This window comes from Mycobacterium lehmannii, assembly GCF_001499925.1.
GTDB classification, from domain to species: domain Bacteria; phylum Actinomycetota; class Actinomycetes; order Mycobacteriales; family Mycobacteriaceae; genus Mycobacterium; species Mycobacterium lehmannii.
Map to the genome: position 1 here is coordinate 298,170 of NZ_LQIR01000023.1, position 15,666 is coordinate 313,835.

A 15,666-nucleotide genomic window follows, 5' to 3' on the forward strand; every position below is an offset into this window, starting at 1 on the left:
CCCCCTGTTACGACAACGAATTGAGGTAACCGATGACCGGACGCGTTGAAGGCAAGGTCGCTTTCATCACCGGCGCCGCCCGCGGCCAGGGCCGCGCCCATGCCGTACGGCTGGCGCAGGAAGGCGCCGATATCATCGCCGTCGACATCTGCAAGCAGATCGACAGCGTGCAGATCCCACTGTCCACGCCCGAAGACCTCGCCGAGACCGCCGATCTGGTGAAGGGCCTCAACCGCCGCATCTACACCGCCGAGGTCGACGTCCGCGACTTCGATGCGCTCAAGTCCGCCGTCGACACAGGTGTTGAGCAGCTCGGCCGGCTGGACATCATCGTCGCCAATGCCGGCATCGGCAACGGCGGAGCCACGCTGGACAAGACCAGTGAAGGCGACTGGACGGACATGATCGACGTCAACCTCTCCGGCGTCTGGAAGAGCGTCAAGGCGGGCGTGCCACACATCCTGGCCGGCGGCCGCGGCGGTTCGATCATCCTGACCAGCTCGGTCGGCGGCCTGAAGGCCTACCCGCACACGGGCCATTACGTTGCCGCGAAACACGGTGTGGTGGGCCTGATGCGGACGTTCGCGGTCGAGCTCGGCGCACAGAACATCCGCGTCAACTCCGTGCATCCGACCAATGTCAACACGCCGCTGTACATGAACGAGGGGACGATGAAGCTGTTCCGTCCCGACCTGGAGAACCCGGGCCCCGACGACATGAAGGTCGTCGCGCAGATGATGCACACGCTGCCGATCGGCTGGGTGGAGCCCGAGGACATCGCCAACGCCGTGCTGTTCCTGGCCTCCGACGAGAGCCGCTACATCACCGGGGTGACGCTGCCGGTCGACGGCGGCAGCTGCCTCAAGTAGGCACCCAGATGACCGCTGCCGAGCTGTCGCTTCCGCGCAGTTGGGAGGAGATCACACCGGGGTGGATGACGGCCGCGCTCGGGAAGCACTTCCCGGGCGCCACCGTCGAGGACGTCAGCGTCGCGCTGCGCGACGACGGCACCAATCGCCGGGCGCGGCTGGCACTGAAGTATTCGACGGGGTCGGGCCCGAAGACGGTGTTCGCCAAGGCCGTCGACCCCGACCACGCCGAGCTGGTCGCTCTCACCAGCGGCTTGTTCCACGAACCGCGGCTGTTCAGCTCGGGTGTGTTGCTGCCGCTTGACCATCCGACCGTCTACGCCGCGTTGATCGACGAGCCCGGCTCGAACTTCGTGATGATCATGGAGGACGTCGTCGCGCGCGGCGCCGATCCACGCGACTCCACCCGGCCGATGTCGGTCGAGCAGGTCGCCAACGGCGTCCGTGGGTTGGCACGTATGCACAGCCAGTTCTGGGGTGAGCGGCTGACCGCGAACCCGGCGCTGGACTGGCTCGAGCCGTTCGTGGCGTTCGAAGGACTCGAGCATGCGCCGCTCGACATCGCCCGCGATCGACTGGGCGACACCGTCTCCTCTCAGATACTCGGCCTCAGCGGCACCGATTTGTTCGTCGACATCTGGGCCCGCTACATCGGCACCCTGACTGGATCCTCGACGTCCGCCCCGACCCTGCTGCACGGCGATCCGCACATCGGCAACACCTACGTGCTGCCCGATGACGAGGTGGGGTTCCTGGACTGGCAGATGGCGCGGCGCGGCAACTGGTCCCTGGATCTCGGCTACTTCCTGCAGGGGGCGCTGACGATCGAGGACCGCAGGCGGGCCGAGCGCGACCTGCTCGACGAGTACCGCGCAGCGCTCACCCTGCCCGCCGCCGAGCTCCCATCGGCCGAGGAAGTGTGGCTGCGGTACCGCGCGTCGGTCGCACACGGGCTGGCCATCTGGATGGCGACGCTCTCCGGCGGCGACGCATGGCAAGGCGCCGACATCTGTCTGGCGCTGGCGCAACGGTATTCGGCGGCGTTCATCGACCTCGACACCCGCGCCGCGCTGGCTGCTCTGGACTAGGCGCACGACCTAGATGTCGATGACGACCTTGCCCAATGCCCTGCGCTCGGCGACGTGACGCAACGCGGCCGCGGCGTCCTCGAGCGCAAACCGGGCGCCGATGTGGGGACGGAGCTTGCCCTCGGCGTACAGGGCGTGTAGTTCCTCGTCGTCGCGTACCACCTCTTCCGGGTAGTCCGACGCAAAGGTTCGGATCTCCATGCCGCGGACTGTAATACCTTTCAGTAGAACCAGATTGAGCGGAACAGATGGGATCTCGCCGGCCGCGTAGCCGAGCGTGACGAAGGTTCCGCCCCGCCCGAGGCCGCGCAGCGCGGGCAGGGAGTACGGTCCGCCGACGGGGTCGACGACGATCTGGGCGCGGGCCCCGCCGGTGATCTCCTTGATTCGATCACGCAGACTTTCGCGGTCGTAGTCCACACACGCTTCGGCGCCGCGCTCGCGGCACAGATCGAGCTTCTCTTGACCCGAAGCCGCCGCCAGCACCCTGCCGCCGAGCAGTCGCGCGATGTCGACCGCGGCGAGTCCGACGCCCCCCGCGGCACCGAGCACGACGACCCAGTCACCCGGTTGCACCGGCGCGACGGTACGCAAGGTGTAGAACGCGGTCTTATAAGTGACGCCGAACGCGGCGGCTACGGCGTACTCGACGCCGTCCGGAATCGGCGACACCGCGCGTGCGTCCACCACCGCCTGCTCGGCGAAGGCGCCGACGAATGTCGTCGCCGTCACTCGGGAACCGACGCGGCAGTCGACGCCGTCACCGACGGCGATCACCTCTCCTGCCATCTCGCTGCCGGGGCTGAACGGTGGCGGCACCTTGACCTGGTAATTGCCGCCGATCAACAACACGTCGGGATAGTTGACCGCGGCCGCGCGCACCCTAATCACAACCTGGCCGGGTTCCGGTGTCGGATCGGGAAGTTCGTCGAGCACCAGATCTTCGGGCTGGCAGTACTCCCGGCACACGATCGCCCTCATCGGCCCACTCCAATCGTTCGACCTACTAACAATAGCCAGGGACAGGCGCTGGCTGCCCGCTTACCGAAACCCCCCGATCATGACCTTCGGAGTGGTTCGATAGACACTTGGGCTCCGAGGCTGCAGGGGGTGGGGATATGAAGCGACTCAACGGTATGGACGCCATGCTGCTCTACAGCGAGACGCCCAACCTGCACACGCACACGTTGAAGGTCGCCATCATCAACGCCGCCGACTTCGACGGCGAATTCACCTTCGACTTGTTCCACCGCACCATCGCCCGGCGGCTGCACCTGCTCGACCCGCTGCGCTACCGGCTCGTCGACATTCCGTGGAAGTTGCATCACCCGATGTGGCTCGAGGACTGCCCGGTCGACCTCGACTACCACCTGCGCCGCGTACACGTGCCGAGCCCAGGTGGCCGCCGCGAGCTCGACGAGGTGATCGGCAAGATCGCCAGCACACCGCTCGACCGCAGCCGCCCGCTGTGGGAGTTCCACTTCGCTGAGGGTATGGCCGACGACCGGTTCGCACTCATCGGGAAGGTGCACCACACCCTGGCCGACGGTGTGGCGTCGGCGAATCTGCTTGCGCGGCTGATGGATCTCGCGGACGGTACGCAGAACGAGCACGAGGACTACGCCGTCTGTGACGCCCCGGGGCGATCCGATCTGGTGAAGGTCGCGATGCGCGACCACGCGTCGAACGTGGCCGCCCTTCCTACGCTCGCTCGCGAGGCGGTGCGCGGGTTCACCAAGTTGCGGCGCCGCGCCAAGGAGCGCGCCGATCAACCGGAGCTTGCCAAGATGTTCCGCACACCGCCAACGTTCCTCAACCACGTGGTCTCGCCGGGACGCACATTCGCCACGGCGTCGCTGTCGCTGGCCGAGGTCAAGGAGACGGCCAAACAACTAAAGGTGACGTTCAACGACATAGTGCTGGCCACCGCGGCGGGCGGGCTGCGCGAACTGCTGTTGCGATACGACGGGCGCGCCGACCGGCCTCTGATGGCGTCGGTCCCGGTGAGCACGGACCTGTCTCCGGACCGGGTCACCGGCAACGAAATCGGTGGCCTGTCGGTATCGCTCCCCGTCCATATCGACGACCCGCTCGAACGAGTGCGGCTGACGTCCGTGGCGACTGCGCGAGCCAAGGAGAACTACGAACTGCTCGGCCCCAAGTTGCAGGGCCAGTTGATGGAGTACCTCCCTCCCCCACTGACACCGACGCTCCTCCGCTGGCAGAGCCAACGCGCCAAGCACAACCCGCTGATGAATGTCGCGGTGTCGAGCGTGCCCGGACCACGCCGCCGCGGCCACATCGGCGGCGCCCCGGTGAGCGAGATCTACTCGATCGGCGTGCTGTCGGCCGGCAGCGCGTTCAACATGACGGTGTGGAGTTACGTCGACCAGGTGGACATCTCGATCCTGTCCGACGACGTGACCTTCGACGACATCCACGAGGCCACCGACGCCATGGTGCACGGCCTCGACGAGATCCGCTCCGCGGCAGGGCTTCCCGCGTTGTCCGTGGTGGGCACGGCGATGGCACCGGCCCCTGCGGCCCGCTAGTCGACCAGGTCGAGCAGGTCCTTCCGAGCCACCTTGCCGGTGTTGCCGCGTGGAAGTTCGTCGAGGACGGTGATCTGCCGCGGCACCTTGTAGTTGGCGAGGTTGTCACGGACGTGCTGTTTGAGGTCGTCGGGGCCTGCGCTTTTACCGTCGTTGAGCACGACGAAGGCGACGAGGCGCTGACCGTACTGCTCGTCGTCGACGCCCAGCACCACCGCCTCCTTGACATCGGAGTGTTGGGCCAGCGCTTTCTCGACCTCGATCGGGTACACGTTCTCTCCGCCGGAGACGATCATCTCGTCGTCGCGGCCGACCACGAACAACCGCCCGGCCTCATCGAGGTAACCGACGTCTCCCGACGCCATGAAACCGTCGTGAAAGTCCTTGGTCTGGCCGGAGGTGTACCCGTCGAATAGCGTGCCGCTGCGGACGAAGATCTGACCCGTCTCGCCAGCGGGGAGTTCGTTGAAATCCGCGTCGTAGATGCGGATCTCGGTGCCGTCGGCGGGGGTCCCGGCCGTGTCGGGAGCCGCGCGCAGGTCGGACGGCGTCGCGGTGGCGATCATGCCCGCTTCGGTGGCGTTGTAGTTGTTGTAGATCACGTCGCCGAACCGGTCCATGAACTTGATGACCACGTCGGGCCGCATCCGCGAACCTGACGCCGTCGCGAAGCGAAGTGACTTGCCGCTGTAGCGGTTCAGCACCTCGTCGGGAAGGTCCATGATCCGGTCGAACATCACCGGCACGACCGCCAGACCGGTTGCCTTGTACCGGTCGACCAGCTCCAGCGTGGCCTCGGGGTCGAACTTGCGGCGGGTGACGATGGTGCAGGCGAGCAGCGCGGCGAACAGCAGCTGCGAGAAGCCCCACGCGTGGAACATCGGCGCGACGATGACGGTGGCCTCCTCGGCGCGCCACGGTGTTCGGTCCAGCACCGCCTTGAGATCGCCTGCGCCCCCACTGCCTTGACCGCGTTTGGCGCCTTTCGGGGTTCCCGTGGTGCCCGACGTCAGCAGGATGATGTCGCTGTTGCGTTCGGTGGCGGCGGGTCGCTTGCCGAGGTTGGACTCGATGAGCTGATCGAGGGTCAGGCCGTCGGTAGCTTCGTCGGTCCAGGCGAGGATCCGCGTCGCGTCGGGTTTGTCGGCCATGGCACGGTCGACGATCTCGGCGAACTCCTCGTCGAAGATGACGACGTCGGCGCCTTCTCGATCAACCACCTCGGCCATGGCCGGACCCGCGAACGAGGTGTTGAGGAGTAGCACGTCGGCGCCGATTCGGTTCGAGGCCACCAGGGACTCGATGAAGCCGCGATGGTTGCGGCACATCACGGCAACGGTTTTCGGTGTGCCGCCGGAAAGGGCTTGCAGCCCGGTGGCCACCGCGTCGCAGCGATCGTCGATCTGCTTCCAGGTCAGGGTGCCGCGCTCGTCGACGAGTCCTGGGCGGTCCGGGCAGCGCTGCGCGGCCGCGGCGAAGCCGACCGTCGCGGTCATGCCCACGCGACGCATCGCCGCGCCCATCCGTAGGTACTTATCGGGCCGCAGCGGCGCGATCAAGCCGGCCCGCCACAGCGTCTGCACGAGTCCGAGAACGTCAGCCATCGGTCAGCCCAGAACCGGGAATCGGCGTTCGGCGGCCAGTTCGTCGAGCGCGGCTTGCATCACGGAGCGCACGTGCGCATCGACCTCCTTCACGTCGGGGTCCTTTCCGAACTGCTCGACCACATTGATCGGCGGCAACACCCGCGTGGTGATCTTGGCGGGCAGCGGGAGGTTCGGCGGGAAGAACACCGACACCCCGAACGGGAATCCGACACTGATCGGCAGGATCTCGGCGCGCAGGCGCTTGAGTCCGATGCGTCGGGCGATCGAGTCGCCACGCGCGAGGAACAGCTGTGTCTCCTGAGCGCCGATCGACACCATGGGCACGATCGGCACGTCAGACTCGACAGCGGTCCGGACGTATCCCGTGCGGCCCGCGAAGTCGATGACGTTCTCGTTGAATGTCGGCCGGTAGGAGTCGTAATCCCCGCCGGGGAAGACCAATACGACGGCGCCCTCGCGCAACGCTTTGGCGGCGTTCTCCCGATTCGCCCCAATGACACCCGCGCGCCGCAACAATGTGCCGACCGGCCCGACGAAGATCGCGTCGTGTCCGAGCGTGTAGACGGGCCGGTCGAAGCCGAACGTCTCATAGAAGGCCGGAGCGAAGACCAGCACGTCGGGCGTCAGCATGCCGCCAGAGTGGTTCGACACCAGCAGAGCGCCGCCGGCAGCGGGCATGACGTCCACGTCGCGCACCTCGGCGCGGAAGTAGCGTTTGATAAGCGGGCCGACCGTGTTGACGATGCCCCGGGTGAACGCGGGATCCCACTTGGCGACTTCCGGCTTCTGCGCCCCGTTGCTGTTCATGGCGTACCTGTCATACCCCGCGCCGCCCCTCCCCTAGACCTGAACATGCTACTTTCGTAAAAAGAGAATGTCATATTCGCAGGTGGGAGGCGCAATGACCGGGGCGATATTGGTGACCGGCGGCTTCGGCCTGGTGGGTTCGGCGACCGTACGCAGGCTGGCCGAACTCGGACGCTCCGTCGTGGTGGCCGACCTGGACACCCCTGCGAACAGGAAGGCACAGGCGAAGCTGCCACGGGGCGCCACCGTACGGTGGGCCGACCTGACCGACGAGGCTTCGGTGCAGCGGCTGGTCGCCGACGTCTCGCCCGACGCGATCATCCATCTGGCCGCGGTGATCCCGCCGGCGATCTACAAGAACCCCGGGCTCGCGCGGCGCGTCAACGTCGAGGCCACCGCGACGCTGGTGCGCATCGCCGAACAACAACCCACGCCCCCGCGCTTCGTCCAGGCGTCGAGCAACGCGGTCTACGGTGCGCGCAACCCGCACAGGTCGACCGCTCCCGTGCGGGCCGACGATCCGATGCGGCCGTGCGATCTGTACAGCGGCACCAAGGCGGAGGCCGAGGCGATCGTGCGCGCCTCGAGCCTGCCCTGGGTGGTGCTGCGCCTGGGTGGTGTGCTGAGCACCGACCCCAATGCGATGCCGTTGAGCGCCGACGCCCTGTACTTAGAGAGTTTGCTACCCACCGACGGCCGCCTGCACAGTGTCGACGTCCGTGACGTCGCGTGGGCCTTCGCCGCCGCCACCACGGCCGACGTCGTCGGGGAGATCCTGCTGATCGCCGGCGACGACTCGCACCGCATCCGCCAGGGCGACGTGGGCGCGGCGCTGGCTGCGGCCCGCGGCCTTCCCGGGGTGCTGCCGCCCGGCAGGCCCGGAGACCCCGACCGCGACGACACCTGGTTCGTCACCGATTGGATGGACACCACCCGCGCGCAGGAAGCGTTGCGGTTCCAGCATTACTCGTGGCCGGACATGCAAGCCGAGACCGCCGCCAACGCAGGCTGGACGCGTTACGCGGCGCGATTGCTGATACCGCTTGCGCCGCTTGCGCGTGCGCTCCTCGAGCGTCGGGGCGCGTACCGCGATACGCCCGGCCGGTATGCGGACCCGTGGGCGGCGATCCGGGCCCGGCTGGGCGAGCCGGCATGGGATCGCCCTCGCGATCTGAGCTGACCGCCTAGTCTTCGGCGGGTGGATACGTTCAACGGACGCACGGCGGTCATTACCGGCGGCGCAAGCGGAATCGGTTTGGCCGCCGCACGCGAATTCGCCGGGCGCGGAGCCCGCATCATGCTCAGCGACATCGACTCGGCCGCACTCGACCGTGCGGTGGCCGATCTGCGCGCCGACGGCGTCGACGCCCGCGGCGTGGTGTGCGATGTGCGCAAGTTCGACGATGTCAACCGGTTGGCCGACGAGGCGTTCGACGTGTTCGGCGACGTGCACCTGGTCTTCAACAATGCCGGGATCGCCTATGCCGGCCCCATCGCCGAGACCAGCCATGACGACTGGCGGTTCGTCATCGACGTGGACCTGTGGGGACCGATCCACGGCGTCGAGGCGTTCCTGCCGCGGCTGATCGCGCAGGAAGCCGACAGCCACATCGCGTTCACGTCGTCGTTCGCCGGACTGATTCCGAATGTCGGCCTGGGCCCCTACTGCGTCGCCAAGTACGGCGTCGTCGCGCTCGCGGAGACGTTGTCGCGCGAGGTGCGCGCCAACGGCATCGGTGTGACGGTGTTGTGCCCGATGATCGTCGACACCAACCTGCTGGCCAACACCGAACGCGTGCGCAGTGAGGACTACGGTCCGGCCACCGCGTCGGGCGCGGACTCGGTTCAGCAGTTGGCGTCGGATCCGAGCGACGACTCCGTGCTCAACGTCGACGAGGTGGCGCGCCTGACCGCCGACGCGATCGAAGCCAACCGGCTCTACGTGCTACCGCACCGCGCGGCCCGCGGCTCGATTCGACGCCGCTTCGAGCGCATCGACCGCACCTTCGACGACCAGTCCGCCGCGGGCTGGACCCACTGACGGGAACTCCGCCGAGACGGCGGTTTCTGACGAAAAGCGTGCGAACTTCGTCAGAAACCGTAGTCGCGCGACGCGACCGGGCTAGACCGGACCCAGCGTCGGCCTTCCCGTCTGCGGGTGGTGATACCAGCCGCCCGCCGCGTGGGTCCCGCCGTCGACGTGGATCGTCTGACCGGTGATGTAGCTCGCCATGTCGGAGGCCAGAAACACTGCCGCCGAGGCGATTTCGTCGACATGTCCCGGTCTGCCCATCGGTATGCCAGGAGCGACGTCGTGGTTCAGCGTGCCGCCGGAGATCTGCATGAGCCCCTCGGTCAGGGTGAGGTCCGGCGCGAGGGCGTTGACGCGGATGCCGTGTGGGGACAGTTCGAACGCCGCGGTCTGGGTGTAGTTGATGACGCCGGCCTTGGCCGCGGCGTATGCGGCGTATCCCGGTGCGGCCCGCACACCCTCGATCGACGTCACGTTGATGACGCTGCCGGGCCTGCCGGCCTCCACGAGACGGCGCGCCACCCGCTGGGTGCACAGCAGCACGTGGCGCAGGTTGGCCTTGTACAGCGCATCCCAGCCGTTCTCTGTGGTTTCGAGCATCGGCGAGAAGAAGGTGCCGCCGGCGTTGTTGACCAGGATCGACACCTCGCCTAGCGCATCGGCGGTCTGCTGAAGCGCCGCGTCGACCTGCGCGCTGTCCCGTACGTCGACCACAATCCCCAGCGCACCGAGACTTTCGGCGGTCGCGGCACAGGTTTCCGGGTCGCGCTCCCAGATCGCGACGGACGCCCCGAAGGCGGTGAGCCCTTCAGCGATTCCCTTGCCGATGCCCGCGCCACCGCCGGTGACGACCGCAACGCGGCCGGTGAGCAGAATGTTCGACGGATCGATGGCCATCGGTCGAGGCTAGCGACTCGCTGCGCGCCTAGCACCGACATTGCGGTGAGGGTCGTTCACCGGCCCACAGCCCTGGCTGCAATCTCGGTGATAGGCGCCCGTTGCGGTCATTCCTGCGCCCGTCAACCGGTCTTCGTCGTGCGAATGGTGAGACCCGCGGGCGCGTTTCCGATGACCCCTTCCTCCTCGAGCGCCGTGATCTCGTCGCCGCTGAGCCCGAGCGCGGTCAGCACCTCGTGGTTGTGCTGTCCCAGCAGCGGTGCGGGACTGCGATGGTAACTCCGGACGGACGCGATGCGCATGGGCAGCGTGCTGTGTCGGGCCGGAGGGTTGACGGGATGGTCGACCTTCTCGTAGAAGCCGCGGTGCACCAGCTGCTCGAGGTCGCCGACGCGGTGCGGTTGCATCACCTTGGCCACCGGAACCCCGGCCGCCCAGAGTGTTTCGACGATATCGTCACCGGTGCGGTCGGCGCACCACGCGCCCAGGTGCTCATCGATGGTGTCCTGGTTGCGCCGACGGCCGTCGGCCGTGGCGAGTTCGTCGGTCACCCATGCCGGCTGCCCGAGGGCATCGACCAGCCCTGCCCACTGCTCGTCGGTGGCCACCGCGATCGCGACCCAGTCGTCGGGGCGGCCGAACTCGTCGAGCTCGCCGGTGCGGTACAGGTTCTGCGGCGCGGCGGTCGGCCCGCGGTTGCCCTGCCGCTGCAGGAGATTTCCGTAGGCCGAGTATTCGATGACCTGCTCGGCGGCGACGTTGAGCGCGGCGTCGACCATCGCGGCCTCGATCCGGACCCCCTGTCCCGTCCGTCGCCGGTGCGCCAGCGCGAGCAACAGCGCGTTGAGACCGTGCACCCCGGCGTTGGGATCGCCGACCGAATAGGGCTCGACCGGGTTCTGATCCGGATGCCCCGTCAGCCAGGTGATTCCGGAGCAATCCTCGATCACGTAGGCGAACGCGGGCTTGTCGCGCCACGGCCCGTCGAGCCCGAATCCCGGCATGCGCATCATGATCGCATCGGGTCGCAGCCGGTGCACGGCATCGAAGTCCAGACCGATCTGGTCGAGCACCCGCGGGGTGTAATTCTCGACGATGACGTCACAGGTCGTGATGAGCCGGCGCAGCAGCTCCACGCCGCGCTCGGAACGGATGTCGAGCGTGACGCTCTTCTTGTTGGTGTTCAAGCCGGAGAAGATCGGCGAGCGCTCCCACCACTGCTCCTCGGTGATCGGCACCCCGGCGATGAGCCGCGTGCCGTCGGGTCGCGCAGTGGACTCGATGTGGATCACCTCGGCGCCCAGCAAGGCCAGCATGTGGGTGCACGACGGGCCCGCCCAGAAGCTCGTCATGTCGAGCACCCGTAGCCCCTCGAACAATGTTCGCGAAACCCCACCCAGGGTCGTGATCTCGGCGGAATCGCGACCCTGGTGTACCGTTCGCGAACGGTACAGGGCGGTGTGCTCGCCGAGCCGGGGCGCGGGTAGCGGCGCGCGCAGCAGCGACGGCGTGGTGCGGTACGGCGGCCCGGGCTGGGTGAATCCGTCGCGCGGATTGGTGACGAACGTGCCGCGTTCGACGAACTGGTCGAAATCCGTGACAGTGGCGCCGTTTCCGACCGGTGCGTTCGGAATCCGAAAGGCGCTGGACAGCTCGAGGATGTCCTCGACGCGGTTCTCTTTGACCCACTCGTAGATCTGCTCGGCGTGGATGTTGGCCTGTTCGGTGATCGACAGGTCACCGCCCTCATCGATCCATTCGTCGTGGCCGACCATCGCGCACAGGTCGAACCACTGTTGCGCGGTGCCGCACCCCAACGCCACCAGCCCGTCGGCCGCGGACGCGACACCTGGCACGGTCAACCGGCGGCGGTCGCGGAACGGGCGTCCGAGCGCATCGTTGAACGACACCGAATAGTAAGTCAGGCAGAGGATCTGGGCCTCGAGGATCGAGACGTCGACCAGACCCGAGGCCGCCGTCGTACCCGCCGCCGCGTATGCGCCCGCCAGCCACTCCCCGATCTGGCCCCCGACGAACAGCGGCGCGCGATCCTGTGCGCCCCGGCCCAGCCCGATCACGCCACCCGACCACGCCTGCAGGGTGAACTCCGTGGCGGGCTTGTCCGCCCACGGCCCCTCGAGCCCGAAAGGGGTGATCGCTGTGACAGTCAGATGACCGTATACATCGGCGAGTGCGGCGGGGGTGAACTCGTCGAGTTCGGCGACCGCCGATCCGCGCGACCACACCACCGCATCGGCGGCTGACAGCAACCCGCGCAGCATATCCAGGTCGGCGGCGACGTCCGGGTCGACGACGACGCTGTGTTTCGAGCAGGCCAGAAAGCTGAATAGCGCCCCGTCACTTTCCGGCTCGATGCGTGCCCCCGACGCGGACCAGGTTCGCAGCGGATCACCCTGCGGCGACTCCACTTTGACCACCGTGGCACCACCGTCGGCGAGTAGTTTGGTGGCGTAGCCTCCCGCGATTCCGCTCGACAGGTCAACGACGGTGTACTCGTCCAGCGCCGGCACTAATCCTTCTTTCTGCGGTTGGCCTTGCTCAACCGGAACTCGGGCGGGAACTTGTCGTCGTTGTCGTTGACGGCGTCCGCGAGGCCCACATCGATCGCGTCGGCAAGCATGAAGTCGTCGCCGTCGGGCCGCGCCGCGCCGCCCATCGACTCGAACATCGCCGACAGCAGGCTGCCGAGGTATTCGCCCTGGAACTGCTTGACCACCTCGAAGAACATCTTTTGCTGAAACACACTGTCCACCGGTCGGTTCCGTGCACACGCGTGGGCGTACTTGGCGACCTCGGCCTCGAGCTGGTCGCGCGGAACCACCTTGTTGAGGAAGTTGCACTCCTTCATCTCGTCTGCGGTGAACGGGCGACCGGTATAAACCATCTCCTGGAACGGTCGCAGCCCCATGGTCATCACCCAGGTCCACATCCGCGGGCCCCAGCCGAAGTACCGGAACGACGGATGGCCGAACAGCGCGTCGTCGCTGGAGATCACCAGGTCCGCGTCCGCGCACTGGTAGAAGTGCCAGCCGTAGCAGTACCCCTTGGCCTCGACGATGCTGATCTTCTTGAGTTCCTGCAACGCCCGGTTGCCCGCCGCGACGTTGGCGTACCACTGCCCCATCGTTGCGCCGTGCCGGAACGATCCCTTTGGTGGATAGGTGACGTTCGGATCGTCCACCCGCAGCTCGGCCAGCCGCGCGTCGTCGTCACCCGCCATGAACTCCGGCAGATCCGCGCCGCTGCCGAGATTCTCGCCGACACCGCGGATCACGACAACCTTCACGTCGTCATCGACGGTGGCGCCACGCAGAAGGTCGGCGTACCGCAACCGTGCAGCCGACGTCGGTGCGTTCAGGTATTCGGGCCGGTTGAACGTGATCGTCGCGATCTTGGTCGCCGGGTCCTTCTCGTAGAGGACGATTTCCTCAGGGGCGGGCCGACTCCCGGGTTCCGACATGTCGCGTCAACCGATTCCGACGCCCGCACCACTCCAGAGCGGGCTGGAGGTCAGCACCTCGGCCCCGTCGGCGGTGACGTGCACGGCGTCGCGGGTGAAGACCGCGCCCACGCCCTGCTGCCAGACGTAGCCGCTGACCGCGAGCACCATGCCGGGTTCGAGCAGTTCGTCGGCGATGGTGGCCCGCAGGGCCGGGGTGACGACGGGCGAGTCGTAGCCCAGACCGAGGCCGTGGGCGACGGGCATCGCGGGCAGCGGCTCACCGGCCGCCTCGTAGGCGGCGAGCAGGCCACTCGCGGGACGACCCGGCTGACAGGCGTCCAAAAGACTGTCCCACAGACGGTTCCAGCGATCGTAAAGCTGTGGGACCGCAGACCCCTCGACCTCTCCGACCGGCCATGTGCGGCCAACTTCGCCGACGTAGCCGTCGGCCAGCGCACCGGCAGAGAACGCCACCAGGTCGCCGTCCTCGATACGGCCGTCGGTGCGAGCGCGCCGCCACGGGTGTTCCTTGCTGGTCACCCAGGCTCCGTCCTGAGTGGCGGGCGTGGTGACCCCACCGGCGGCCATCGCCTCCATCAGCGCACCGGTCAGCGACTTCTCGGTCGTCCCGGCCGCCAACTCGGCGCGCGCGGCGTCGAGCGCCGCCTCGGCCACACTCAGCGCACCGCGGAGCACCGCGATCTCGTCGGCGGTCTTGATCCGGCGCGCGGCCCGCAGCGCCGGTTCGGCGTCGACGATTTCGGCGTCGGGGAACGCCATCGGCAGCAGCTGCGCGAATGTCGGTGTCAGCGAATCGGTTCCCACCCGTTTGGCGGTGGCGGCCCCGGGCAGCGCCTTGAGCACGTCAACGAGCGTCATCGGGTTCCACGCCAGCCCGTACAGGTGGTCGTGGGGAATCTCGTCGGGGATGCCCTCGTCCCAGGTGCTGTTGAGGTGGATCTCACCGGTCGAGCGGACGACCTCGCAGATTGGTCCGAACGGCCGGGTACCCGCCACCCACAGCTGCGGGGCGCCGGTCACGTAGCGCACGTTGGCCTGCCGCCCCAGCACCAGGATGTCGATGTCGCGTTCCTCCATCTGGGCCAGCGCGCGCTCGCGGCGGCCCCGTCGCAGATCGGCTGCGTCAGGGAGAATCTGGAGTGCCATTCAGTTCCGTCCGTAGGGGGCGTAGGGGTAATCGGTGATGGACTGGTATCCGTCGTCGGTGATGACCACGATCTCCTCGCTCCGGTAGCCACCGGTGCCGTCCTCCCACACCACGGGTTCGAGCACCAGCAACATCCCGGCAGGGAACACGAAATTGTCGTCGAACTCCTCGCCCAGATCCGTTCCGATCATGGGCATTTCGGCGGCGTTGGTGCCGATGCCGTGCCCGAGGTAGAAGTGTGGCAGCCACGGCTTGGTGCCACCGTTGGCGGCGATGCCCGCGCGGGCCAGGTCACCACTCGTCGCGCCGGCCTTGGTGACCGACAGCACGGCAGACAGGATCTCCCGCCACTTCTCGAACTGCGCGTGCTGGCGGTCATTCGGCTCGTCGCCGACCAGCCAGGTGCGCCCGAAGTCCGAGCAGTACCCGTTGTAGGTGATGCTGACGTCGGTCCACAACACGTCACCGCGTTCGAGTTCGCGTTCGGTGGTCAACAGCGGCAGCGCCAGGTCTCCGGTGGTGGTCCACACCGAACCGCTGGTCTTCGTCGTCGGCATCACCTGCCAGATGGCCTCGAGCATGTTGGCGGTCGCGCCGAGTTCGAACGCACGGCGCACGAACGCCGCCGAGAGGTCGACCTGCCGCACACCGGGGGCCAGCGCCTTCTGCACGTCGACCATCGCCTCTTCGGTGATACGGCAGGCATGGCGGACGCATGAGATCTGGTCGGGCGTCTTGACCAGCTTGGCAGGCCCTACGACCTGCGCGGCGTCCGACGGCGGACCCGAAGGGAACAGCGCTGCGGATGCGCGGCGCATGGCGCCGGTCAGCTCGTCGACCGCGATCTTGCCGCCAGCGGGAACCAGGTCGGCCAGCACCTTCGCGAATTGTTCGACGCCCTCGTCGAATTCGAGGTAGAGCGGGCCGTGCACATGGTCGTCGGGCACTTCGCACTGCGACGAGGACCCCTCCCGCAGCGGCATGAACAGGTGCGGGTGTGGGTCGTCGGCGAGCACGATCGCCACCGGACGTTCCACGTGTGAGAGCCCGGCGTCGAGCAGCGGCCAGCTGATACCGGTCGCATACACGACGTTGCCGTTGCCGAGCAGGACCAGTGCGTCGACACCCTTGTCCATCATCGAATCACGCAGTCGCGCCCCGCATTCCCGGTACATCCGGGCGA

At 67.5% G+C, this 15,666-nt stretch carries 13 protein-coding genes; 5 read left to right on the forward strand and 8 right to left on the reverse strand.

The window, feature by feature from the left end; all coding sequences use genetic code 11:
- Window positions 1-32 precede the first annotated feature (32 nt).
- On the forward strand, window positions 33-869 hold the full coding sequence (locus AU192_RS14340) for a mycofactocin-coupled SDR family oxidoreductase (RefSeq protein WP_064397164.1): 837 nt from the start codon (window positions 33-35) through the stop codon (window positions 867-869).
- 8 nt (window positions 870-877) lie between these two features.
- Entirely contained in the window at window positions 878-1,957 is a 1,080-nt protein-coding gene (locus AU192_RS14345; RefSeq protein ID WP_064397165.1) for a phosphotransferase, read from the forward strand.
- A gap of 9 nt (window positions 1,958-1,966) precedes the next feature.
- Here AU192_RS14345 and AU192_RS14350 read toward each other — a convergent pair whose 3' ends face one another.
- Entirely contained in the window at window positions 1,967-2,938 is a 972-nt protein-coding gene (locus AU192_RS14350) for an NADPH:quinone oxidoreductase family protein (protein WP_064397167.1), read from the reverse strand.
- 137 nt (window positions 2,939-3,075) lie between these two features.
- Between AU192_RS14350 and AU192_RS14355 the strand changes: the two genes are divergently transcribed.
- Window positions 3,076-4,509: a WS/DGAT/MGAT family O-acyltransferase gene (locus AU192_RS14355; protein ID WP_064397169.1), complete on the forward strand. Its 1,434-nt coding sequence runs from the start codon at window positions 3,076-3,078 to the stop codon at window positions 4,507-4,509.
- Here the strand turns inward: AU192_RS14355 and fadD12 are convergent.
- Together fadD12 and AU192_RS14365 are read right to left on the reverse strand one after the other, a co-directional pair.
- Window positions 4,506-6,113 (reverse strand): acyl-CoA ligase FadD12, encoded by a 1,608-nt coding sequence (gene fadD12 / locus AU192_RS14360; RefSeq protein WP_064397171.1) that lies wholly within the window; start codon window positions 6,111-6,113, stop codon window positions 4,506-4,508. The genes AU192_RS14355 and fadD12 overlap by 4 nt on opposite strands.
- A gap of 3 nt (window positions 6,114-6,116) precedes the next feature.
- Entirely contained in the window at window positions 6,117-6,923 is an 807-nt protein-coding gene (locus AU192_RS14365; protein WP_064397173.1) for a lysophospholipid acyltransferase family protein, read from the reverse strand.
- Window positions 6,924-7,017: 94 nt separating this feature from the next.
- Here AU192_RS14365 and AU192_RS14370 point away from each other — a divergent pair, with 94 nt between their 5' ends.
- Window positions 7,018-8,103 carry an NAD-dependent epimerase/dehydratase family protein gene (locus AU192_RS14370; RefSeq protein WP_064397177.1) on the forward strand — a complete coding sequence of 362 codons (1,086 nt, stop codon included), beginning with the start codon at window positions 7,018-7,020 and terminating at the stop codon, window positions 8,101-8,103.
- 18 nt (window positions 8,104-8,121) lie between these two features.
- On the forward strand, window positions 8,122-8,964 hold the full coding sequence (locus AU192_RS14375) for an SDR family NAD(P)-dependent oxidoreductase (RefSeq protein WP_064397179.1): 843 nt from the start codon (window positions 8,122-8,124) through the stop codon (window positions 8,962-8,964).
- An 81-nt stretch (window positions 8,965-9,045) separates the two neighbouring features.
- On the opposite strand, the gene AU192_RS14380 is transcribed toward AU192_RS14375, so the two are convergent.
- The 5 genes from AU192_RS14380 to AU192_RS14400 form a co-directional block, all read right to left on the reverse strand.
- On the reverse strand, window positions 9,046-9,852 hold the full coding sequence (locus AU192_RS14380) for an SDR family NAD(P)-dependent oxidoreductase (protein ID WP_064397181.1): 807 nt from the start codon (window positions 9,850-9,852) through the stop codon (window positions 9,046-9,048).
- A 122-nt stretch (window positions 9,853-9,974) separates the two neighbouring features.
- The gene (locus AU192_RS14385) at window positions 9,975-12,383 is read right to left on the reverse strand and encodes a CaiB/BaiF CoA-transferase family protein (RefSeq protein ID WP_064397183.1); all 2,409 of its coding nucleotides are present in this window, start codon (window positions 12,381-12,383) and stop codon (window positions 9,975-9,977) included.
- The gene (locus AU192_RS14390) at window positions 12,383-13,333 is read right to left on the reverse strand and encodes an enoyl-CoA hydratase/isomerase family protein (RefSeq protein WP_064397185.1); all 951 of its coding nucleotides are present in this window, start codon (window positions 13,331-13,333) and stop codon (window positions 12,383-12,385) included. Before AU192_RS14390 ends, AU192_RS14385 begins: the two co-directional genes overlap by 1 nt.
- Window positions 13,334-13,339: 6 nt before the next feature.
- Window positions 13,340-14,482 carry a M24 family metallopeptidase gene (locus tag AU192_RS14395; RefSeq protein ID WP_064397187.1) on the reverse strand — a complete coding sequence of 381 codons (1,143 nt, stop codon included), beginning with the start codon at window positions 14,480-14,482 and terminating at the stop codon, window positions 13,340-13,342.
- Window positions 14,483-15,658, reverse strand: a complete 1,176-nt coding sequence (locus AU192_RS14400) for a M24 family metallopeptidase (RefSeq protein ID WP_198957164.1) — start codon at window positions 15,656-15,658, stop codon at window positions 14,483-14,485. It lies immediately after the preceding gene.
- Between the last annotated feature and the right edge of the window lie 8 nt (window positions 15,659-15,666).